Annotated in this window: 22 protein-coding genes, 1 pseudogene and 1 other annotated feature; of the genes and pseudogenes, 4 read left to right on the plus strand and 19 right to left on the minus strand. The window is 28.7% G+C overall.

Annotated elements, in window-relative coordinates:
• Positions 1 to 96: 96 nt before the first annotated feature.
• The 11 genes from ACQ3F0_RS10810 to ACQ3F0_RS10860 form a co-directional block, all read right to left on the minus strand.
• A complete protein-coding gene (locus ACQ3F0_RS10810) occupies positions 97 to 1,476 on the minus strand; it encodes a polymer-forming cytoskeletal protein (RefSeq protein ID WP_428865257.1) in 1,380 nt (459 codons plus the stop codon).
• Positions 1,477 to 1,488: 12 nt separating this feature from the next.
• Complete coding sequence (locus tag ACQ3F0_RS10815) at positions 1,489 to 1,956, minus strand: hypothetical protein (RefSeq protein WP_428865258.1); 468 nt, start codon at positions 1,954 to 1,956, stop codon at positions 1,489 to 1,491.
• 11 nt (positions 1,957 to 1,967) lie between these two features.
• Positions 1,968 to 2,759 carry a type IV pilus modification PilV family protein gene (locus tag ACQ3F0_RS10820; RefSeq protein WP_428865259.1) on the minus strand — a complete coding sequence of 264 codons (792 nt, stop codon included), beginning with the start codon at positions 2,757 to 2,759 and terminating at the stop codon, positions 1,968 to 1,970.
• 76 nt (positions 2,760 to 2,835) lie between these two features.
• The gene (locus tag ACQ3F0_RS10825) at positions 2,836 to 3,648 is read right to left on the minus strand and encodes a hypothetical protein (protein WP_428865260.1); all 813 of its coding nucleotides are present in this window, start codon (positions 3,646 to 3,648) and stop codon (positions 2,836 to 2,838) included.
• Complete coding sequence (locus ACQ3F0_RS10830) at positions 3,623 to 4,195, minus strand: PilN domain-containing protein (RefSeq protein ID WP_428865261.1); 573 nt, start codon at positions 4,193 to 4,195, stop codon at positions 3,623 to 3,625. Before ACQ3F0_RS10830 ends, ACQ3F0_RS10825 begins: the two co-directional genes overlap by 26 nt.
• 13 nt (positions 4,196 to 4,208) lie before the next feature.
• Entirely contained in the window at positions 4,209 to 5,276 is a 1,068-nt protein-coding gene (pilM, locus tag ACQ3F0_RS10835; protein WP_428865262.1) for a type IV pilus assembly protein PilM, read from the minus strand.
• Positions 5,277 to 5,349: 73 nt separating this feature from the next.
• The gene (locus tag ACQ3F0_RS10840; RefSeq protein WP_428865263.1) at positions 5,350 to 5,763 is read right to left on the minus strand and encodes a prepilin-type N-terminal cleavage/methylation domain-containing protein; all 414 of its coding nucleotides are present in this window, start codon (positions 5,761 to 5,763) and stop codon (positions 5,350 to 5,352) included.
• Positions 5,764 to 5,938: 175 nt separating this feature from the next.
• Positions 5,939 to 7,144 carry a type II secretion system F family protein gene (locus ACQ3F0_RS10845; protein WP_428865264.1) on the minus strand — a complete coding sequence of 402 codons (1,206 nt, stop codon included), beginning with the start codon at positions 7,142 to 7,144 and terminating at the stop codon, positions 5,939 to 5,941.
• Positions 7,145 to 7,256: 112 nt separating this feature from the next.
• On the minus strand, positions 7,257 to 8,936 hold the full coding sequence (locus ACQ3F0_RS10850) for a GspE/PulE family protein (RefSeq protein ID WP_428865265.1): 1,680 nt from the start codon (positions 8,934 to 8,936) through the stop codon (positions 7,257 to 7,259).
• A 457-nt stretch (positions 8,937 to 9,393) separates the two neighbouring features.
• A complete protein-coding gene (argS, locus tag ACQ3F0_RS10855) occupies positions 9,394 to 11,085 on the minus strand; it encodes an arginine--tRNA ligase (RefSeq protein WP_428865266.1) in 1,692 nt (563 codons plus the stop codon).
• Positions 11,086 to 11,169: 84 nt separating this feature from the next.
• Positions 11,170 to 11,420 (minus strand) — a binding site (T-box leader).
• 36 nt (positions 11,421 to 11,456) lie between these two features.
• Complete coding sequence (locus ACQ3F0_RS10860; RefSeq protein ID WP_428865267.1) at positions 11,457 to 13,502, minus strand: thioredoxin domain-containing protein; 2,046 nt, start codon at positions 13,500 to 13,502, stop codon at positions 11,457 to 11,459.
• Positions 13,503 to 13,746: 244 nt separating this feature from the next.
• On the opposite strand from ACQ3F0_RS10860, the gene ACQ3F0_RS10865 reads away from it, so the two are divergent.
• A complete protein-coding gene (locus ACQ3F0_RS10865) occupies positions 13,747 to 14,157 on the plus strand; it encodes a 3-hydroxyacyl-ACP dehydratase FabZ family protein (RefSeq protein WP_428865268.1) in 411 nt (136 codons plus the stop codon).
• 296 nt (positions 14,158 to 14,453) lie between these two features.
• Entirely contained in the window at positions 14,454 to 16,106 is a 1,653-nt protein-coding gene (hcp, locus tag ACQ3F0_RS10870; protein WP_428865269.1) for a hydroxylamine reductase, read from the plus strand.
• Between the two features lie 85 nt (positions 16,107 to 16,191).
• Here the strand turns inward: hcp and ACQ3F0_RS10875 are convergent, their stop codons facing one another.
• The 6 genes and pseudogenes from ACQ3F0_RS10875 to ACQ3F0_RS10900 form a co-directional block, all read right to left on the minus strand.
• Positions 16,192 to 16,557, minus strand: coding sequence for an HsmA family protein (locus ACQ3F0_RS10875; RefSeq protein WP_428865419.1), 366 nt, complete (start codon positions 16,555 to 16,557; stop codon positions 16,192 to 16,194).
• Positions 16,558 to 16,606: 49 nt separating this feature from the next.
• Entirely contained in the window at positions 16,607 to 16,915 is a 309-nt protein-coding gene (locus ACQ3F0_RS10880; RefSeq protein ID WP_428865270.1) for a nitrous oxide-stimulated promoter family protein, read from the minus strand.
• Positions 16,916 to 16,924: 9 nt separating this feature from the next.
• Positions 16,925 to 17,110, minus strand: a complete 186-nt coding sequence (locus tag ACQ3F0_RS10885; protein WP_428865271.1) for a hypothetical protein — start codon at positions 17,108 to 17,110, stop codon at positions 16,925 to 16,927.
• 5 nt (positions 17,111 to 17,115) lie between these two features.
• Positions 17,116 to 17,421: an MFS transporter gene (locus ACQ3F0_RS10890; RefSeq protein ID WP_428865272.1), complete on the minus strand. Its 306-nt coding sequence runs from the start codon at positions 17,419 to 17,421 to the stop codon at positions 17,116 to 17,118.
• Positions 17,422 to 18,042, minus strand: a pseudogene (locus ACQ3F0_RS10895) (MFS transporter). It lies immediately after the preceding gene.
• 78 nt (positions 18,043 to 18,120) lie between these two features.
• Positions 18,121 to 18,555 (minus strand): MarR family winged helix-turn-helix transcriptional regulator, encoded by a 435-nt coding sequence (locus tag ACQ3F0_RS10900; protein WP_428865273.1) that lies wholly within the window; start codon positions 18,553 to 18,555, stop codon positions 18,121 to 18,123.
• Between the two features lie 186 nt (positions 18,556 to 18,741).
• On the opposite strand from ACQ3F0_RS10900, the gene ACQ3F0_RS10905 reads away from it, so the two are divergent.
• Both ACQ3F0_RS10905 and ACQ3F0_RS10910 read left to right on the plus strand, forming a co-directional pair.
• On the plus strand, positions 18,742 to 18,900 hold the full coding sequence (locus tag ACQ3F0_RS10905; protein ID WP_428865274.1) for a DUF1540 domain-containing protein: 159 nt from the start codon (positions 18,742 to 18,744) through the stop codon (positions 18,898 to 18,900).
• Between the two features lie 341 nt (positions 18,901 to 19,241).
• On the plus strand, positions 19,242 to 19,529 hold the full coding sequence (locus tag ACQ3F0_RS10910; protein ID WP_428865275.1) for a hypothetical protein: 288 nt from the start codon (positions 19,242 to 19,244) through the stop codon (positions 19,527 to 19,529).
• Positions 19,530 to 19,619: 90 nt separating this feature from the next.
• Here the strand turns inward: ACQ3F0_RS10910 and ACQ3F0_RS10915 are convergent, their stop codons facing one another.
• Positions 19,620 to 20,141: a TolC family protein gene (locus ACQ3F0_RS10915; protein WP_428865276.1), complete on the minus strand. Its 522-nt coding sequence runs from the start codon at positions 20,139 to 20,141 to the stop codon at positions 19,620 to 19,622.
• A gap of 148 nt (positions 20,142 to 20,289) precedes the next feature.
• Complete coding sequence (locus ACQ3F0_RS10920; protein WP_428865277.1) at positions 20,290 to 20,511, minus strand: hypothetical protein; 222 nt, start codon at positions 20,509 to 20,511, stop codon at positions 20,290 to 20,292.
• Positions 20,512 to 21,162 lie beyond the last annotated feature (651 nt).

The raw sequence follows: 21,162 nt of genomic DNA on the forward strand, positions 1-21,162 counted from the left end.
TCACAATATATAGCGTCAGAACGCGTTAATCTGCGGTAGATATTGTGGTTGATTTTAGTTCAACTTACTTTTTGTGGTTTAACCATATTACAACTCTTAATTCTTTTTAATTGGAAAATCTGCATTAGAAGCGAAATAATCACTAATGTCATTCAACTTGACTAAAGTACTACCACTTGTAACATAAAATCCATCCTCTGATATAACTACCCCTTCTAAAGAAGGCCCATTATATTGCACCTTACCATTAGGTGCAATAAAAACTCCAGTAATCTTCTTCCAATAGTTATTAGTTAAATCAATATCTCCTTCGCTTACAATAATAATTCCCTTAGATCCATTGATAAAAGTCGAATCATTCCACGTAGGTGATCTATAGTTTCCTTTAGCAAATATTTTTGTACCATTGACAAAATTATTAACTGTAACTTCATTAGGTTCTAAGTATCCTTTCTGCTCATACCAACTATCAGATTTCAATGCAATTTCAATCTCTGGCTCTTCATATTCTACTTTTATGCCACTATTTTTGCTTATGGTCCCTTCAATTATAGAAGTACCTCTTTTTTTTATATTTCCATCATGTTCTACATTTCCATCGATACAAGAACTATTATTTAATTCGATATTTCCTTTAGTTTGTGTATTTCCTTTAACTTTAGCAGTACCACTTAATTTAAGATTTCCATCTATATATGTTTCTCCATTTATTTGTGAGCTCCCAGATAATTCAACATTCCCTTTCACATGTGCATTTCCATTTAAAATAGTTGAACCACTCAATTTAAGGTTTCCATCAATAAAAACCTCTCCATTTGATTTTGAACTACCAGATATATTAAAATTTCCATTTATATATAAATTACCAAAAAATTGCTGATTACCATATAGTTTATAATTATCATCAATTAAAAAAGTATTATTTGATGCATCAAACTTACTACCTTTAAAATCTAACTTTTTATAAAAATAAATTATATTTGATAAACCACCTTCATTTGTATCTCCGCTATCACCACCACTGTTATTACCACTATTACTTCCAGAATACACCAACTCTTTTCTAAAATATAATTGGGTTTCTATAGTTTCAGTTTTACTACCTAGACCTGCTGTAACTTTTACGAAGATGCCAGTATTATTTTCTATAGGATTTATAACTATCGACTTTATATTAGAAATTATTACCCCTTCATCATTTTTAAATTCATTGTTTTCTAATTTAAAAGTATCATTAGAAAATACAAATTTATTTGTTATAGGATTATTATACGATGTACTATTTAATGTAGCTTGTGAAAGTTCGTTTATGACACTTTGAGCCGAATTTTGTAAATCAGCCGTATCTTCAGCATTATTCAAATTCCTATAATTTGATATAAAAAAAGTAGAGGTTGCCCCCATAATTACTACTAGAATTCCCATAACTAATATTAATTCTATTAATGTCATAGCCTTTTTCTTACTTTTAATCATTTTATCCACCTTCTATTTAAAAGACTTCTCCATCAATTCTATAGAAAACAAATCATTGTTATAATTAATCTTAAATTTTCCAATAACATTTTGGCTCTTATAATTTGAAACCAATTCTATTAACATTAAATCACCGCTAAAAGTAGGAGTTACATCATCTTTAAATATTACTCTTAATTCTCCATTTTTCAAATCTGCATAATAACCATTACTATCATCCGATATAGAATTCCCAGCAATTTTATTTAAATTGTTTATTATATCACTCTTCTTATCAGAATTATTTAAGAGCAAAATAATTGCCCCATATGCTTGGTCAATGCCGCCCTCTGCAATATATCGATTTTCATAATTATCACTATTTTTATTTCTAAGTTTATAATTTGATGTTGAATAACTAATTATTGCAGTTCCAATTAAACTTAACACAACTAGGGCTATCAGTACCATTAATAGAGCTGATCCTTTTTTCTTTATCATACAATCACTTCCTACTTAAAAATAGGCTTATATCCTTCAAACATTTGATATGTTTTTCCATCCTTACTTACATTAACACTAACTTTATACATTATGAAACTATTAGATACTCCTCCATCACCGCTAGAATCATTATGTTCTATTATACTATCAGTTATACCCTCACTATTTTTTTTAAATTTAATATCACTACTACCTGTATAATAAATATAAATTTCATTCGAGTTTTTTATATAGTTTTGATTCTGGAAACTAACTTCAAAATTATTTCCTGTGTCATTTACGATATTGATTTTGACATCAGAATCCACATCTACCCCGATAGATGGTCCATTGCCATTATTCTCAAAAACAACTCCATTTTTCGTATAAAATATTTTTACTTTCTTATTCTTTTTTACGTTATAACTTATAGAATCATCATTATTTGATGCATATAGTTTATTTCCTTTTCCAACTTTTTCAAATCTAATATTTATAAAATTTTGTTCTGGAATAACCTTTTTTGAGCCTTCATTATTTGAACTTTCATATTTTTGTAATTTAATTACCTTTTCTGTAACTGAAAAACCATCTTCTATATAGGTTTGAGTTGATTCAGAAGAAATGTTTTTAGCATTTTTTAAATACTCAAATTTTTTCTGCGCCAAAGCCAAGGATTGAATCTCCTCCTCTGACTTACTATTTATCTTTGTACTAGAAAGTGCCAAAGAGAATATAGGAGTAATAACTATACTAAGAATAGCCAAACTTATAATTAACTCTAATAACGTAACTCCTTCAGTTTTTCTCCTTATTTTCATAATATCTAATCACCCCAAGCACAGTTTACAATGGACAATTTACAATGGACAGTAATTGATGATTATTAATTCTTAACTATTTAAACGGATTTTCCTTCCCATATACATTTGAAAGAGTCCAGTTATTATAATCAAAATCAGTTTTATCCTCTTTTAACTTAGGTATAGCATAAAAATCTAGGTTTATACTAACTGAATTCCCGCGTTCTCCCGTTGTCTCATCACTTTCCAACTTTTCAATAGTTATATCTCTAATAATTATTTTTTTATTATATGTATTTATACCATTAATAAAATTAGCAATGTTTTCATAACTACCCTCAATTTCAAGAGATACTTTCATATTTTCTACCAAAAATTTATTTTCTTCGTTTTCATTAGATTTCTTAGTAGAATCATCAGTTAGATTGTTTGAATCAGCTTCATTTTTTTCATTACTAGAATCCTTATTTTTTAAATTTCCATATTCTTTAACTAAGTTCTTTAATAAAAATTCTTCTTCAGCTTCAGAATTTAAAATTTCTTCTACTCCCTCAATTGTTGTGGCTGAAAAACTCATATTGCTGCAAATTAAATCGTTATTAGATATAAAAGAATCTATAATCAATATTAGTTTTTCCTGCTTAGTAGATGGAAAGTACGCCCCAACAGAATTTTCTACCACTTTTTCAACGTCTAAAATATTTTTTTCTAGTTCTTTATCATATTTCTCATTTTGTTCAACATTCTTTAATTGTTGAACATAACTATTATTTATTTCGGATAATTCTTTTATTTTTTCTGTTTGAGATTGTAAAACCAATTTGTAAAACACTAATAACACTACTACACTAGCCAGTATTATTAACAATAGTTTGATTTTATTAATTTGAGATGGTAGCTTCATCATAAGCTCCTCCCTTCAATTCAGCCTCAATATCAAAGACAAAACTAGAGCCTTCAGATGAAATATTATTAATATGAATATCACTGAATAGACCTGTATTCTTAAGGTTATATTCAAACTCAGCAATTCCTTGTCTGCTAGTTGAAATTCCTTCTAAAAAAATATATGTACTATTTAAACTTATATAATTTAGAATAATGTTTTGAGGTATTGTTTTATTAATGCTTAATAGGAGATCTTTATTAATTCTATCTGAATTAATAATCAAACTGTTAATACCACCAACTATCTCACTATATTCATTAATAACTTTCAACATCTTTTCTTTTTCTGAAATTGCATTTTGAGTTTCTCCGTAATTTTTAGATTTAATAGCTACTTCGTTTTTAGCTATTTCAGAATTTAATTTTTTGATTATACCAAAATTAATTAAATATGCTACTAACATAACAGTACAAATAACTGATACCAGTATCACAATGTTTATTACTTTTATATTTCTTTTCTTCTTTTCCTTTAACAAATAGTCGAAAAAATTGAAATCTTTCATATATAACACCTACTTATCTAATTGTAGCTCCTATAATATTTATATATCTTTCATAGTTTTTATTAAATTTTAAATCAGATGATTTTATATTACGTAATTCTATAATTGAAACAGAAACATTTAAATACTGTTCCATATAATGTGTCAATCCCTTTACGTTTGCTGTTCCACCGTGGATATAAATATGTTCTAATTTTTTTTCTTTATTTTGATTCATATAGTAATCTATAACTCTATCAATATCTTTTATCCATCTATCTACCTCTGCTTTTATTGAATCATTTATCTCAGCAACTGAAGGATCTGTTTTATTGATATCATACATTAAATCCGCATATTTCTTTTTAAATTCCTGTTTTTTTTCTTCATCATCTAACATTTCATTGTAGATAATATTATCTAAATATTTCCCTCCGCCTGAGAGAATTCTTGAAAACTGGGTGCTTCCTTCTGAAATAATATTTAATTCTATATTTTTAAATCCAATATCTATAATTACAAAGATTCCTTCTGAATCTGAATATTCTCTTTTTAATTTTATATTTCTTGTACTGAATAATTTTTCAATTGCATTGGAATTTAAATTTAATACCTTTGGCTTGAGTTTTAAATAGTTAATTAGCTCCCAATACTCTTTAGCAATCTTTTTAGGAAACAAAATGACATTGACTTCATTTAATACTTCATCATTTAGAGTCTTTTGTCCTAACATTTTATATTTTATTTCATAATCCATAGCATTGACAGGAAGTTGATCCTCTACCTCATATTTTACCATAGTATCCATATCTTTTTCATTAGCTTTTGGTGTTAAGATATTTCTAGATATAACCGAACTACTTTTTATAGTTATATTAACTTTCTTCGCAGTGAATTTTCCTGTTTCAAATACATTTTTTAAAACTTCTCTTATTTCTTCAATATTTTCAATTTTCCCATCTTTAATAACGTCTTGAGAAAGTTCAATAATAGATGATTTATTTACAAATATTTTCTTACCTTTCATTTTTGACTCCAATATTTTTACACTATTCGACCCAAATTCCATTGTTAAAAAACAATTATTGAATAAATTTGTCATATTTTCACCTCTATAAGGTAATGATAATATAAATTAACACAATGCGCAATGCGCATTGTGTTAAAAAGATTTATTAGTCTGCATATGCTCCTGCTGGTGTAGGATAAATCTGATCAGTTCCATTTGTAACAGTAACATTTCCAGTTCCTTTAGAAACTCCTACAACAAAATTATTACCACTTAATTGCGGAGTAGGTACTTCATTAAGAGCTCCTAAAATATCTGCCACATCTCCAGTACCTCCAGAAACTAGCGTTAAGCTTAATGAAGTTCCATCTGCAGCAGGTACTTCAATAGTTTCATCTGCGATTAAAATAGCAGTTGCATTAGCTATAGTTTTAGCAGTTGCAATATCCGCCTTCTTTTTAGCTAATTCTCTGTACCCAGAAAACCTTGGAATAGCTACAGTAGCAAGAATTCCTAAAATAGCAATAACAATAATAAGTTCAATTAATGTAAATCCTTTCTTAGCTAAATTCTTTTTCATAGTATACATCCTCCCTTTAATATATCTTTTTTATCTAAACTTGTGTTTCCACAACTTTATTCCAGTAGTTTGAATCAATACACAATTCACAATTGAAGGATACATTTTGCTTTTTAGATTTTCTGTGAGAAAATCAACCTTTACTGTCCACTGTAAATTGTGAACTGTAAACTAATTAAATAGTGCTATACATATCAAACATAGGTAAAGCTATGGCAAGAACAACAAATGCTACTATTAAACCCATAACTAAAATCATTACTGGTTCTATAAATGTTACCATTTTGCTTAACCCTTCTTCTACTTCCCTATCATAAAACTCAGCGGTTTTATCCAAAATTTCATCCAATGATCCCGATTCTTCACCTATTTTCACCATAGATACTAACATAGGCGGAAAAAAATCCAATTTTTCTATTGCTTCTGAAAGAGTTACTCCTTTAATTACATCTTCTCTTGCATTCAATAATTTTTTTTCAATAAATTTATTCCCTACTAACTTTGAAACTATTTCTATTGAATCTATTAATGTAATACCACTATACATTGCTATAGACATATTTTGAGAAAATCTTGAAGTTATAATCTTCTTGCTTAATTTCTTATATCCAGGTAAATTAAGTTTTACAGATTCAATAATTGTTTCTCCTTTTTCAGTTTTTGAATAATAAGATATTCCAATTATTATGAATAAAACTATCAAAAATATGATATACCAATACTTCCTGAATCCATCACTTATAGTTAATAACACTTTAGTTATCATTGGTAATTCAACAGGACTATTCTCAAACATAGTAACAAATGTAGGTAACACAAAGGTCATTAAAAAAATAACGACACCTATGCATGCAATTGTTAAAAATATTGGATAAATCATTGCACTTTTAATTTTTGAAGCTAATTTATATTCTTTTTCATAGTGATCAGTCATTTTATGAAGTATTCTTGATAAGTTACCTGTCTCTTCTCCCGATTCAACCATATTAGTTAAGAGAAAAGGAAATACTTTTGGATACTTTCTCATTGAATCAGACATAGTAGACCCCTTCTGAATATCTTCATATACTCCATCTAAACTTTTCTTCAATGCCTTATTTTCAGCTTGAACTTTTAAAATATTCACTGTATTCAATATGTTAGACCCTGCATTTAATAGTGTATAAAATTGCCTACACATAATTGAAAGATCTTTAGAATTTACCTTGTTGAAAAAGGAAGGTAATTCTATTTCTTTTTGAAGAACAATTTCTTTAACCCATATAGGATAATATTTATTTTGCCTTATCATTTGGATAACTTCTTCTTTTGATTCAGCTTCAATTTTACCATCAATTTTTTCGCCATTTCTCATTGAAGCTCTATATTTATATAATGCCATCTACGCACCTCTTTTGTTTAAAGAGTAAGCAAAACAACTTTTGATTCTTAATCAATAACAAAAGTTGTTCTCTGCTTTCATAAAGCTTGTCTATCTTTTTATCTTAATATTTTTATAAAAATGCTACTTTAGCGAGTTCTTCAACCGTAGTTACTCCTTTTAATACTAGCTTTGCACAAGATTCTTTCAGAGTTTTAATTCCATTTTGTCTGTTTAATTTATTAATAACAGACATATCAGCTCCATTTTGAATCGCTTGTCTTATCTTTTCATCTATTTCCATTATTTCATAAATACCAGTTCTTCCAGAATAGCCTGTATTTCCACAATGGCTACAACCTACTCCTCGATATAATTTTGTCAGCTTATCTCTTTCTATACCTATAATATTTTTTTCATATTCACTAGCTATATACTCTTCTTTACATTTAGGACATATAACCTTTACCAATCTTTGTGCTACGACTCCAGAAATTGCAGCTGCTATTAAGTAAGCATCAACTCCCATATCCATAAGTCTTACAATTGCTGCTGATGCGTCATTAGTATGAATTGTACTAAGCACCAAATGCCCTGTAATAGCTGATCTAACTGCTATTTCTGCGGTTTCTCTATCTCTAATCTCACCTATCATTACTATATCAGGATCTTGCCTTAAAATAGCTCTAAGACCTGATGCAAAAGTAAGCCCCGCTTTATTATTAACATTTACTTGATTGATACCTTCCATCATGTACTCAACAGGATCTTCAACTGTAATAATGTTAATATCAGGTTTATTTAGTTCACTTAAAACAGTATATAAAGTAGTGGATTTACCACTTCCTGTTGGGCCAGTCACTAAAATAATCCCATATGGGCTTTTTATCATATTACCTAATTTCATCATATCATATTCAGACATGCCTAATTTTTCTTTATTCAAAAGATTATTGTTTTTTAGGAGTATTCTAATAACAATTTTTTCTCCATGAACTGTAGGTAACACAGAAACTCTCAAATCTATTTTAATCCTTTTAAATACAGTTATAATTCTACCATCTTGAGGTATTCTTTTTTCAGCAATATCCAAACCTGCTAATATCTTAATTCTCGTAACAAGTGCTGCGAGATTTTCCTTTGGTGTTCTAAGAACTTCTCTTAAAGTTCCATCCACTCTATATCTTATCTTTATATATCTTTCATTTGGTTCTATATGGATATCACTTGCTCTTGCTTTAATAGCATTATCAATAATAGAATCTACTAGTTTTACAACTGGAGCATTTTTTACTTCCTCATTTTCAATTATCAAAGTTTCTTCTATTTTTGAAGCATTTGTCTTAGATAGTTCTTCAGCAGCTTTTTCAACATATTCTGAAGAATATTGTTTTCCAATTGCATTTTCAATATCTCCTTCAGATGCAATAACAGCTTTCACACCTAAACCTGTAACCAAACTAACATCATCATAAGCAAATATATTTAATGGATCTGACATTGCTATAATTATAGAAGATTCTACAAATCCAATAGGAATCATATTATACTTCTTAGCTAGACCTTCAGGAATCATTCTAATAGCTTTTTTGTCTAGTTTCATTTCTTCTAGATAAACTCTTTCCATGCCTAATTGTACTTTTAAAACTTCAATTATATCATCTTCTGTTAATATATTATCATGTATTAACTGCTTCCCTAATTTTAATTTAGAGGTCATCTGCTTATTAAGTTCTTCATGTAATTGCTCTTCAGTTAATTTTCCACTTTGAACCAACAAATCGCCCAATCTTTTTTTTCTTAATGATTTCATCAGACATTCCCCATATGCATTTCATTTTTATTTTTCATATAATATAGTATTAAATAATATTAAATTTTTTGTTGTTTTTTGCTTTTTTATAAGCAATAGTTTTAATTCAATGATATATTCTAATTATAAATTATTAAAACAGATATTTCAATTAAATTCCTGTAATTAATTTCTATTTAATTATACTATAAATAAAAACTTTTTTCAACACAGTTCTCTGTATTTTGAGTTGTTTTTTTAATTTAAATAAAATTTAAAATCAATTTATGCTATTTTTATACATATTAATTGAAATCCATTATAATTTCAATTAATATTTACTTATAATTTGGTAATATTCAAATTATTAATGTATACAAAATTATCTACCACTTTATATACATTCGCAAAATATGTCTACTAAATAAGCGGTTAAATTTCTAAATCGAAATTCAACCGCTTATTTATATTTATCCTATTACATTTTTTCTACAACTTCTATCCCTAACAAGTCAAGAGCATTTTTGATAACTTGGCAACTTGCTTCTACCATTTTTAATCTTGCAACTTTTAATTCTTCATCTTCAGTATTTATTATGTTATGAGCATTATAGAATTTATTAAATCCTTTTGCAATATCCACTACATATCTTGTAACTATTGATGGTTCCAACTTATCAATTGCATCTAATATAGCATCTTTGAAATTATTTAATGTTTTTACTAGTTCAAAAGCTTCTTTAGAATTTAGTTTACTAAAATCAGGAGTAGTATTTAATTCCCCTGCTTTTCTTAAGATACTCTTACCTCTAGCATAAGTATATTGAACATATGGTCCTGTTTCTCCATCGAAGTTTAGCATTTCACTCCACTTAAATACTATATCTTTTCCTCTTCTATTCTTTAAATAAGTAAATTTAACTGCACCAATACCTACTTTTTTTGCAACTTCATCTTTGTTTTCTAATTCTGGATTCTTTTCTTGAATCAACTCAGCTATCTTTGAAATAGATTCATTCAACAAGTCTTCTAGGAAAACAACTTCACCTTTTCTCGTGGAAAGTTTTCTATCTGAAAACTTAACCATTCCAAAGCCTACATGTTTACATTTTTCTGCCCAATCATAACCCATTAAGTCAATTACTTTGAATACTTGATTAAAGTGTAGCGATTGATCCTGTCCAACTACATATATATTTCTATAAAAATCATAAGTGTCTTTTCTATAAAGTGCAGCTGCTAAATCTCGTGTAGCATAAATCGTAGCTCCATCTGCTTTCTTTATTATACACGGAGGCATATTATAATCTTCGAGCATTACTACTTGAGCACCTTGACTTTCTTCCAATAAATTTTTATCTGAAAGTTCTTTAACAACTCTATCCATTTTATCATTGTAAAAACTCTCCCCTGCATAAGAATCGAATTTTACTCCAAGCATTTCATAAACATTCTGGAATTCTTTAAGACTTAGAGTTTTAAATCTTTCCCATAATTTCACTTCAAACTCTGAACCATCTTCTAGATTTTTAAAATGCATTCTACCTTCGTCTACTAAAGTAGGATCTTTTTCCGCTTCATCATGGAATTTCACATAAATTCTTAACAACTCTTTAATTGGTTCTTTCTCTAAAGCCTCTTCATCTACCCATCTTTTATAAGCAGAAATCAACTTCCCGAATTGAGTACCCCAATCCCCTAAATGATTTACACCTATACAGTTATATCCTGCAAATTGCATTATTCTATACAAAGAATTGCCAATAGAAGTACTGCATAAATGTCCAACATGGAAAGGCTTTGCAATATTTGGTGATGAATAATCTATAGTAACATTTTTTCCTTCTCCTGCTTTTGAAGATCCGTAATTTTCTTTTTCATTAAGTATTTTAGTTACAGTTACTTCTGCAAATGCGCCTTTGTCCATAAAGAAGTTTAAGTAAGGACCCGCTGTTTCAACACTTTCAAAACCTTCTTTATTCATTTTTTCTTTTATTTCCCCGGCAATCATTTGCGGAGCTTTTCTCATAGCTTTAGCCAATTGAAAACATGGAAAAGCAAAATCACCCATTTCAGGTTTTGGTGGTATTTCTATTAAGCCTTCAATAAATTCTAAATCCAAGTCTACAAATCCTTTTATTCTCTCTGCAATAATTTTTTTATAATCCATTTTTTATCTTCCTCCTATAATGAATACACAATTTACAATTAAGTTATATGCATAAAAAAGTCTCTAATTATATATAAATCTATAATTAGAGACGAAATATCCGCGGTACCACTCTTATTGATTAAACAAATATAGATAAATCCACAAAGTAGTTAATCTATAAATAATCCTCTTAACGCTTTAACGCAGCTAACGTCATACTTTGTCTTACCTAAACGGTAAAATTTCAGTAGCTTCTCCAAGGTTCTCTTCACTCTTATCTATCTACAGAGCTTACACCCTCCTCTGCTCGCTAAAAGAATCAATAAGTTTACTCTCCTCTTCACCGAATTTTCACATAATGTTTACCTATAATTATAGTCTTAATAATTTTATTTTGTCAACAGTTTTTTTAATTTTTCTTTGTCTTTTACAGGCTCTAAACACTGAAAATCCTTGCATACATAAACAGTTACTTCATTACCTAATTTCTTCTTTCCTTGGAGGGATTCATTAAGCTTCCACATATCTTTATCATTTAGTAACACATCAGTAAAAGGGTTAAAACCAACTCTTACTAAATCAATAAATTCTTTTGTATTTTTTTCATTTTTCTCTCCAGCAATAACCACCGCTGTTCTTCCATATAATTTACTCATTAGTGCCATGACTAAATATGTATAAGCATTAGGTGTCTCATCTATGTTGCTGCTAAATGCTTTAATTAATTCATCAGCCTTTTGCGCTAATTTATAATCGTCAAAAATATTACTCAAACGAATTATATTTAAGAGTGCAACAGAATTTCCTGAAGGTATAGCTCCATCATAAATTTCTTTAGGTCTCCAAATTAATTTTTCTGCATCTTTACCATTTAAAAATAGCCCACCTTTTTCTTTGTCCCAAAATAATTCTATCATCTGTTCATTAAGTTCTTTTGCTTTCTTCAAATATTCTGCATCAAAGGTAGTTTCGTAAAGTTCTATTAGCCCCCATATTAGAAAAGCATAGTCACTTAAATATCCCTCATAATCTGAACTCTGTTCTCTATATCTTGCAAGTAACCTTCTATCTTCTCTAATCAAATTATTAAACAAAAATCTAACTGCATTTTTTGCTGCTTCAATATAGGTACTATTACTTAAGATTCTTCCACCAAAAGATAATGCAGCAATCATTAATCCATTCCAAGAAGTTAGAATTTTATCGTCTTTATGGGGGTGAATCCTTTTTTCTCTATTCTCAAACAATTTTAGAAGACTTCTTTCAATTATTGATTCTTCTATATGTCCTAACTCTAATTCTTTATCTGTTCTATTAATCAAATTAGGTATGTTCTTTTCTTCAAAATTACCTAGTTCAGTTATATCATAAAGTTTTGAGAATAATTCACTATCAACTTCTAATAATCTATCAATCTCTTCTTTAGTCCATACATAAAACTTTCCTTCTACTCCTTCAGAATCAGCATCTTCTGCACTATAAAAGCCACCTTCAGGATCTGTCATTTCTCTAAGTATATAAGTAAATATTTTTTCTGCAATTTCCTTATATATTTCCTTTTTAGTTAATGCATATGCCTCAGTATAAGCAATTGATAACAAAGCATTATCATACAACATCTTCTCAAAATGAGGTATCAGCCATTTATTATCTGTAGAGTATCTAGAAAACCCATATCCAACATGGTCAAATATACCACCCTTATACATAGCTAGTAAAGTCTTCTCAACTAAATGCAATGCCGTTTCCTCACCTGTATTTTTATAATACCTCATTAAAAACATCAAATTATGTGGCATAGGGAATTTAGGAGCAGTGCTAAAACCTCCATAATGAGGTTCAAAAGATTTTTTTAACAATTTATAAGTATTTTCAATTACTTTGTTATCTAGTTCTTTTTCTGTACCTGTAGCTTCATAAATCTTCATTTTTTCTACAATATAGTCACCTTTATTTATAACTTCATCTCTTTTTTCATTCCATAGACCTGATATTTCATTTAATATATTAATAAAACCTATTCTGCCATACTTATTCTCTTTAGGAAAATATGTACCTGCATAAAAGGGCTTTTTATCAGGAGTTAAAAATACAGATAGTGGCCAACCACCACTCCCAGTTAAAGCTTGACATACTGACATATAAATGTTATCTATATCCGGTCTTTCTTCCCTATCAACTTTTATTGAAATAAAATTCTTATTTAGAATCTTAGCCACGTCTTCATTTTCAAATGATTCTCTCTCCATAACATGGCACCAATGACAACAACTATACCCAACACTTAGAAATATGGGTTTATCTTCTTTTTTTGCTTTTTCAAAAGCTTCCTCGCACCAGGGATACCATTCTACAGGATTATATGCATGCTGCAAAAGATACGGTGACTTTTCTTTTACCAATCTGTTTGATTTTTTACGCATATTTTCTGACATGCTATCACCTTCCTTATTTCTATTTTTTTATAGTCTACCACTGTGAAAGTTGGACTATTCACAAAATTAAAGAAGCTTTTCACCAAGAATAAAGACTTGTAAGTTGATTTTTAAAGGAATTTTATGTATAATTCACTGTATATAACCAGTATAAAAGTAAAAAAAGCAAAGAATGGTACACTTTATATTTACGAAAAATAACAAAATTAAAAATTCCAATTTATTGAATAAGGAGGACTTACTTATGAACGATATTGAAACTCTACTTCCTCATAGACATCCCTTTTTGTTTGTTGATGAAATTCTTTCCGCAGAAAAAGATGAAATTATAGGAATTAAAACTTTTGATGATTCTTTTATTTATTTTCAAGAGTACAATTCCAAACAGAAAATAGTACCAAATGTGATACTTGTTGAATCAATGGGGCAATGTGGAGGTGCAGGAATAAAAAAATTAGGTATAGGTGGAAATGCATTATATGGCTTTGCAGTTATACAAGATGTGAGATTCTTTAACACTGTTGAATTTGGACAAACGGTTAAAATGGTAGTCAAGAATCTTAGAGTATCCAGTAGGGGTATAAAACAGTCAGGAACTGCCTTTTGTAATGGAAAACTTGTTGCAGAAGCAACCTGGATGTGTGCAAAACTTTAAAAGTCTAGAACACCTCTCTACTCACTTTATATTTGGTTAGCTTTCCATAACATTTCTATTATATTGTGCATTAGATTTTTACTTATATAAAGTCCAATTTATTTAAGTAATAATGTATAAAGTTATATGAACAATTTTAAACTTACATATAATTAAATAGTCATAAAAAAAGAACTGTAATTTAAGTGAGCAGTTCTTTTTTTATACCTTATTGAACTTTTGAACTTTACATATAATATCCAAATTTACATATACTATCGAGTGAAAATAACAATACATAATACGGAGGTTATATAATGGATAATGCTATGTTTTGTTTCCAATGCGAACAAACTGCTGGAAGTAAAGGATGTACTAAAGTAGGTGTATGTAGTAAAAACCCAGATGTTGCAAAAATGCAGGATGTACTTATTTATCTCATGAAAGGAATTGGCTTTTACGGCACTAAAAACATAGAAAATGGCAATAAAATCACCAGAGAAATAGGTGAATTTTGCACAGAATGTGTTTTTGCTACTTTAACTAATGTAAATTTCGATCCTGAAAGATTTATAGAATATATAAAAAAAGCTAATGCTGTAAAAAAAGAGTTAATGCAAAGTGCAGGCGATGTTCCTAATGTACCTGATGGAGCAGATTTTATAGCACCTGAAACTAAAGCTGAAATACTGGCCTTACCAAAAGTTCCTAATTTAGGAGTAATGGACGATGAAAACTTTGATATGGATTTACGTTCTTTAAGAGAATTGTTGATATATGGAATAAAAGGTATGGGAGCATATCACCATCATGCATATTGCCTTGGTAAATATAGTGATGAAGTTATTGAATTTACTTTCAAAGCAATGGGCGCAACTCTTGATAGATCACTAAAAGTTGAAGATTATTTCAACTTAAATATGGAATGTGGTAAAGTTAATCTCGATTGCATGGGCTTATTAGATGCAGCAAACACTGAATCCTATGGACACCCAGAACCTACTGAAGTTTCAATCACAAAGAAAAAAGGACCATTTATAATTGTTTCTGGTCATGATTTAAGAGATTTAAGTGACTTGTTAGAACAATCTTCCGGTAAAGGTATTAATATATATACACACGGAGAAATGCTTCCATGTAACGCCTATCCAGGACTAAAAAAACATAAACATTTGGTAGGAAATTTCGGTGGTGCATGGCAAGATCAACAAAAGGAATTCGATTCAATTCCTGGTGCTATATTAATGACAAGTAACTGTATCATGAAACCTAGAGATAGTTATAAAGATAGAATATACACTTCTAGTGTTGTTGGTTATGAAGGTATTCAACATATACCAACTATTAATGAAAAAAAAGACTTTACTCCTATTATAAATAAAGCACTAGAATTAGGCGGATTTACAGAAGATGAACCTGATAAGAAAATTACAATTGGTTTTGCAAGAAATGCAGTATTAAGTCATGCTGGTGAGATAGTAGATGCTGTTAAGAGCGGTCAAATTAAACACTTCTTCTTAATAGGAGGTTGTGATGGTGCTCGTCCAGGCAGAAATTATTTTACAGAATTTGCAGAAAAAACTCCAAAAGATACTGTTATCCTAACTCTTGCTTGTGGAAAATACCGTTTTAATAAACTCGATTTAGGAACTGTGGCTGGTTTCCCTAGAGTATTGGATTGTGGTCAGTGTAATGATGCCTACTCCGCTATTCAAATAGCTGTTGCTTTAGCAGGAGCTTTTGAATGTGACGTAAATGATTTACCACTTTCATATATAATTTCATGGTATGAACAAAAAGCAGTAGCTGTTTTATTAACTATGTTACATTTAGGACTAAGAGACATTCACTTAGGTCCATCTTTGCCAGCATTTGTTACACCTAACGTATTACAAGTTTTAGTTGACAAATTTAACATCAAAGCAACTTCTACTGCAGATAAAGACTTAGAAGCTATATTAGGAAAATAAGAAATTTTGCTAACAATATACTTAAAATAAAAATGAGCATTCCATTTTTTAGCTTGGACTGCTCATTTTTGTATTAAGTAATATATTATTTCATCATATTTGATAATGCACCTGTTATGAATGGTATTAACCAAATTATCCATACAAATAGGCTGAATTTATGAAATTTAACTAACAAATTATCATTATTGTCTACAAGTACAATAGTAGCCCAAATTGCATGAAAAAGCATTAATAATATAGCTAACAATCCAGTTACTCCATGAATATCAAATTGAAACTTATTACTCATAATTGACATCACAGTTGTCCCTGTTGTATCAAATACAAAACCTATCCAAAAGAATATTAGATTCGATTTTGTCAATCTTCCAGAAAATCTTTCTCCCCAAACTCCTATTGAATAACAAATTAAAGCTAATATCATTGCTATTATTGATATAATTAACATCATAAAACATCTCCTTCATAATTAATTATATTTAATTAGTATATCAAAATTATTTTGTAAAACTATCAATAAAGTGTTGTATTGAAGATATTGGATGAACAAACAACATCTTTGGACCCACACTCTTCATAATACTTTTTATCTTATCTTGCATATCCTTTCTATAACAATGTATAGTGCATTTTCCACATACGGGTTTATTTATACCGAATTTACAATGTTCAAGACGTGCTTTTGAATAATTCAATAATTCTGTACATTCTTCACATAAACCTTTTTCAAATTTATGATTTTGCTTACAATAAAGCTTAATCATCTTCTCTACTGTATTCTTTTCACGCTCTATACGATTTCTCATACTCACCCCTTAACAAGCTCCTTTTTGTGTAATATTTGAGTTTTTACATTCTAGTATTTCATCGCCTTTCATTTCATTACCTTCTTTAGAATAATTCTCAACGGTAATTACTACAAACATTGTTAGTATACAAAGAAATAATAATGCACCAACAGCTGTATTTTTACTTATTCCCCAAAGAACACCTGTTAACACTCCCCCTATAAAAGAACCATAAATTGTACTGTATTAAAAATACCTGTTACAGCACCCATAGCATTTTTAGGTGCAAGCTTTGTTACTTTAGCATGAAATAATGATACTAAACTCATATAACCTATAAAATATAATATCAATCCAGCTGCAATAAAGTAAATATTTTCTGCAAGAAGACAAGTAATTGATGCAATCAGAACTACAAACGCTGCTTTTACTGTATTTTTTTCATATCCTTTATAAGCAAATTTCACAGAAATTCTCATTTCAATTATTTCCAAAAATGTCCCAGGTATAAATAATTTCCACATTTATCCTACTACAATGGATTTATCTATTATTTGAGGAACTATAATAAAAACACTTACCATTGAATAATATACAAAAAAACCTCCCATCATTAATTTCATTATATCTTTTGTTATCATTTCTAATTTTAGTTTCTTCTTTTTTACAATACATTTTTGCATTTTATTTTCTTTTACAAAGAAAGCAATATAAAACCATGTAACCACTGTAAGTGTAGCACACACACAAAAAATTTGAGGAAATGAAAGCACTTTATTTAATAAAGTAGCTCCAATAAATCCAGCCGTTCCAGCTAAGCCAAATGCAATTCCCACAATACTCATTGCTTCATTTCGTTTTGTATCAGAAATAACATCTCCTATCCAAGAATATGCTGCAGCCATAATAGCTTCACTTCCTTGAAGTGCTCTAGCAACAATGAGAATATAAATGTTATTTGCAATACCTGCTAGAAATTAACCTAAAGCAAGTTGAAATATACCAATTAAAACTATTGGTTTTCTTCCTATTTTGTCACTTAACGCACCAAATGGTACCTGATGTATTGCTTGCAATAACCCATAAATTCCAATTGCAAGTCCAACCAAAAATTTTATTTCAGATTTTTTAAATTTTTTACTCATTTACTATTGCATCTCATTTTACTCTGAAAGCACTCTTTCTGCTGATTCTTTTATTGGATTTGAACCTTTAAATATTGTTTAATCATCTAATACATTTTTTAATGTTTTAAGTCCTAAAAGAATAGTATCCATTTCCTCTTTACTAGCATTGCTAAAAATATCCCCAAAATAATTGTTTATAGTATGTCGAAGCCCTTTCACAAGTTCATTACCTTTACTAGAAAGTTCAATATAAACTATTCTTTTATCTTCTTTACTTCGAACTCTTTCCACTATATTTTGTTTTTCAAGTCTGTCAATAATTCCAGAAACTGTACTATTAACAAGATTCATTTTTTTACTTATTTCACTTACTTTTAATCTTTTATGTTTTACAAGTATTTTAACTACTGAAATTTGTGGTACAGTTAGCCCGCTATCTTTAAATTCATTTTTAATACTGTGATTTAATTTAGAATTTATTTCCTTAAGCAAAGAAGCTATTTGGAAACCATCTGTTAAATTTGACATCATAACTCTTCCCTTCTTGAATATATTTCGCACAAGAATGATTCGCATACGAAACATTCTTATAATAGCATTTAATAACAAAAAATACAACACTCAAAAATCAAATATGCAAAAAAAACAAGTGAATAGTTTCTCTAAAATTGCTAATACTATTGTAGTAATATTAATTTATAAATGGAGGGATATATTGTGGCTAAAAACGAAAACATCGGATGCAATGTTAATGAATGTAAACATCATAGCGGTGAAGAAAACTACTGTTCTTTAAACAAAGTTCAAATCATAAAACATGGCGGAACAGCTAATACTGTTGAAAGCACAGATTGTGGAAGCTTTGAAACAAAATAATATCATTATATATACTGCCTAAACATTTAGGCAGTATTTTTTATTGCATAGAAAAGTATAAATTTTATACTTTTCTATGTAATAAAAAATGAAGGGGTGCAGGGGAAGTATTCCCCACTTCTTTTAGGAGGGTGCTCAGATGCGATAGCATTGTCGAAGGGAATCCCGCTGGCATGGCAGGTGTTTGCTTGCAAACACTGAGAATGCTAAGGCTCCGCCGCCTTTTTTATAAATATTCTTATTTCAAAATGTTATTTTAATGATTAATTAAAATAACATAGTAACTAAATCCTTTTATATTCATATACTAGAATTGGTTAATACTACTTGGAGGTAAAAAATTGTATAATGGATTTTATGGACCTATGCCATTTCGACAATTACCTATGCCGAAAGTACCAATGGATACAAATACTTATCTAAAGAAATTATTTACAAAACTAATTGGTTATAAGGTGGACATTCTATTAAATGGTCGTGAAGGTATTTTCAATAATTTGAAAATCTTAAAAGTTGAAAATGGTGTAGTTTACACTGAAGCTGAAAATGAGATCTGTGTTATTCCTATTAGATTTGTGGCAACTGTTTTTATGTCAAAATCTCTTGCAAAAAAATTATACAAACTCTAATTGAATTGTAAATTCTAACAAAGATAAAGACTTGCGATTACGCAAGTCTTTATAAATAACCTAAGTCGGTCTAAACAGACCTTCTCAATGTTAATCTACAAAATTTTTATAAGTCTCTACGGCCACATAATAATCTAACTTGGCTTTGTCCAATTCTAACTGAGCAAATGCAAGATTCTCTTTGGCCAGAGCCAAATTGTTTTTTGATTCTAAGCCAACTTCATATCTTTTTTCTGTAGTATTTAAAGTAATGGCTAAATTGGAAATCTCAAGTTCTTTAATGCTGAGTGCATCATATGAATTTAACAAATTATTATATTGACTTCGCACTTCATATTCTAGACTTCCCCTTTTGTCTAGAATATCATAAACCAAATTAGTTATATTTTGATTAGCTTTTGAAATATTGCTATCATACTTTCCAGAAGAATTATAATCTTCATATATATCTAATTCAATACTAGCAAGATTACTCTGATTTTGAAGCTTCACTAATTCTCCATTGTTTGCTAAAACATAGTCAACTTGATCATCTAAACTTTTTGTTGTGTACTTTTCAAAGGGTACTTTTATTGCTTGAACCTCTAATGGAGTATCCAAATCATAATTCATTAATATATTAAGCTCCAGAGAAAATCGCTTCCGTTAATTTGTAAACTTATATAAATTATAAGTTTACTTTTGAATACTTCGTTCAGCAGTTGTACAATTATTAACTGTACTCTTACCAATGGAAATTTTAGTATTAATACTTGCTAATTCATCTTGAATTTGCATTTAATTTATTCTCATTTGCTCTTTGCCTCTGAATATTATATTCTAAAATACGATTTTTCAATGTGTCTAAAGTTATGCTAATTTTACTCCATGTAGCAGCTCCTATTATTGATACTACTACCCCAATTGTAATTATTATAAATACTTCTAAAATTATTATATTTCTAATTCTTTTATTCAAATTAAACACTGTCTTCTGAACCACTAAATGCAGTTCCTATTCTACTAGTACTTTCAAGGGCAGTAACTGTTTTTTTCCAAAGTTAGTTGATTTACCTATTTTTTTCAAAATATAAAACTATATTTCTTATCATTTCAAAATATTACGATTACATTATTCTTTTAATAACTTTTAGTTTATCTACACTACCTTCATCAGCTAAACCATTATTATAATCATAAATTATAGCATTTTTAACAGCTTATATATCTATTGATAAACCATTCATAAACGAGTTTATATATAAATTATTTAGAGTTTCAGCTACTATTAATTATTTATCTAATCTTTCAATTTCCTTTTGTTTAAGTATTTCTTTAAACTCTATTAGTAAGTTAAGTTTTTTTTGAAGAAATGATATCTTTCATTTACTAGTTTAATTACTTCATCAGATAATCCTTTAATATTTTCTACTATTATATGTATTACCTTTTTGGTATAATTTGAAAATATCATCTTTGTATGGGTCCAATATACTTTATTTTAGTAGAACGACGAGTAACTGTTTGTGTAAAATTAGGGTCAATATATTTTTTAACAGTCCGTCTATCTAAAGCTAAGATTTCAGCTATTTTTGTCATAGAATATTTCTTAGTATATAAATCTCTTACCTTATTAACCAATTTCGTTTTTTCG

The sequence above is a fragment of the Clostridium sediminicola genome (assembly GCF_050402865.1).
Lineage (GTDB): Bacteria > Bacillota > Clostridia > Clostridiales > Clostridiaceae > Clostridium_AF > Clostridium_AF sediminicola.

What these genes read in the sequence shown, in the direction of transcription:
- ACQ3F0_RS10900 (WP_428865273.1), bottom strand. Translation starts at nt 18,555, where the DNA reads ATGATGTCAAATTTAACAGATGGTTTCCAAATAGCTTCTTTGCTTAAG.
- ACQ3F0_RS10820 (WP_428865259.1), bottom strand. Translation starts at nt 2,759, where the DNA reads ATGAAAATAAGGAGAAAAACTGAAGGAGTTACGTTATTAGAGTTAATT.
- ACQ3F0_RS10890 (WP_428865272.1), bottom strand. Translation starts at nt 17,421, where the DNA reads ATGTGGAAATTATTTATACCTGGGACATTTTTGGAAATAATTGAAATG.
- ACQ3F0_RS10845 (WP_428865264.1), bottom strand. Translation starts at nt 7,144, where the DNA reads ATGGCATTATATAAATATAGAGCTTCAATGAGAAATGGCGAAAAAATT.
- ACQ3F0_RS10865 (WP_428865268.1), top strand. Translation starts at nt 13,747, where the DNA reads ATGAACGATATTGAAACTCTACTTCCTCATAGACATCCCTTTTTGTTT.
- ACQ3F0_RS10815 (WP_428865258.1), bottom strand. Translation starts at nt 1,956, where the DNA reads ATGATAAAGAAAAAAGGATCAGCTCTATTAATGGTACTGATAGCCCTA.
- ACQ3F0_RS10875 (WP_428865419.1), bottom strand. Translation starts at nt 16,557, where the DNA reads ATGTTAATTATATCAATAATAGCAATGATATTAGCTTTAATTTGTTAT.
- ACQ3F0_RS10810 (WP_428865257.1), bottom strand. Translation starts at nt 1,476, where the DNA reads ATGATTAAAAGTAAGAAAAAGGCTATGACATTAATAGAATTAATATTA.
- argS (WP_428865266.1), bottom strand. Translation starts at nt 11,085, where the DNA reads ATGGATTATAAAAAAATTATTGCAGAGAGAATAAAAGGATTTGTAGAC.
- ACQ3F0_RS10880 (WP_428865270.1), bottom strand. Translation starts at nt 16,915, where the DNA reads ATGAGAAATCGTATAGAGCGTGAAAAGAATACAGTAGAGAAGATGATT.
- ACQ3F0_RS10840 (WP_428865263.1), bottom strand. Translation starts at nt 5,763, where the DNA reads ATGAAAAAGAATTTAGCTAAGAAAGGATTTACATTAATTGAACTTATT.
- pilM (WP_428865262.1), bottom strand. Translation starts at nt 5,276, where the DNA reads ATGACAAATTTATTCAATAATTGTTTTTTAACAATGGAATTTGGGTCG.
- ACQ3F0_RS10850 (WP_428865265.1), bottom strand. Translation starts at nt 8,936, where the DNA reads ATGAAATCATTAAGAAAAAAAAGATTGGGCGATTTGTTGGTTCAAAGT.
- ACQ3F0_RS10825 (WP_428865260.1), bottom strand. Translation starts at nt 3,648, where the DNA reads ATGATGAAGCTACCATCTCAAATTAATAAAATCAAACTATTGTTAATA.
- ACQ3F0_RS10915 (WP_428865276.1), bottom strand. Translation starts at nt 20,141, where the DNA reads ATGAATTATGATTTGGATACTCCATTAGAGGTTCAAGCAATAAAAGTA.
- hcp (WP_428865269.1), top strand. Translation starts at nt 14,454, where the DNA reads ATGGATAATGCTATGTTTTGTTTCCAATGCGAACAAACTGCTGGAAGT.
- ACQ3F0_RS10830 (WP_428865261.1), bottom strand. Translation starts at nt 4,195, where the DNA reads ATGAAAGATTTCAATTTTTTCGACTATTTGTTAAAGGAAAAGAAGAAA.
- ACQ3F0_RS10860 (WP_428865267.1), bottom strand. Translation starts at nt 13,502, where the DNA reads ATGTCAGAAAATATGCGTAAAAAATCAAACAGATTGGTAAAAGAAAAG.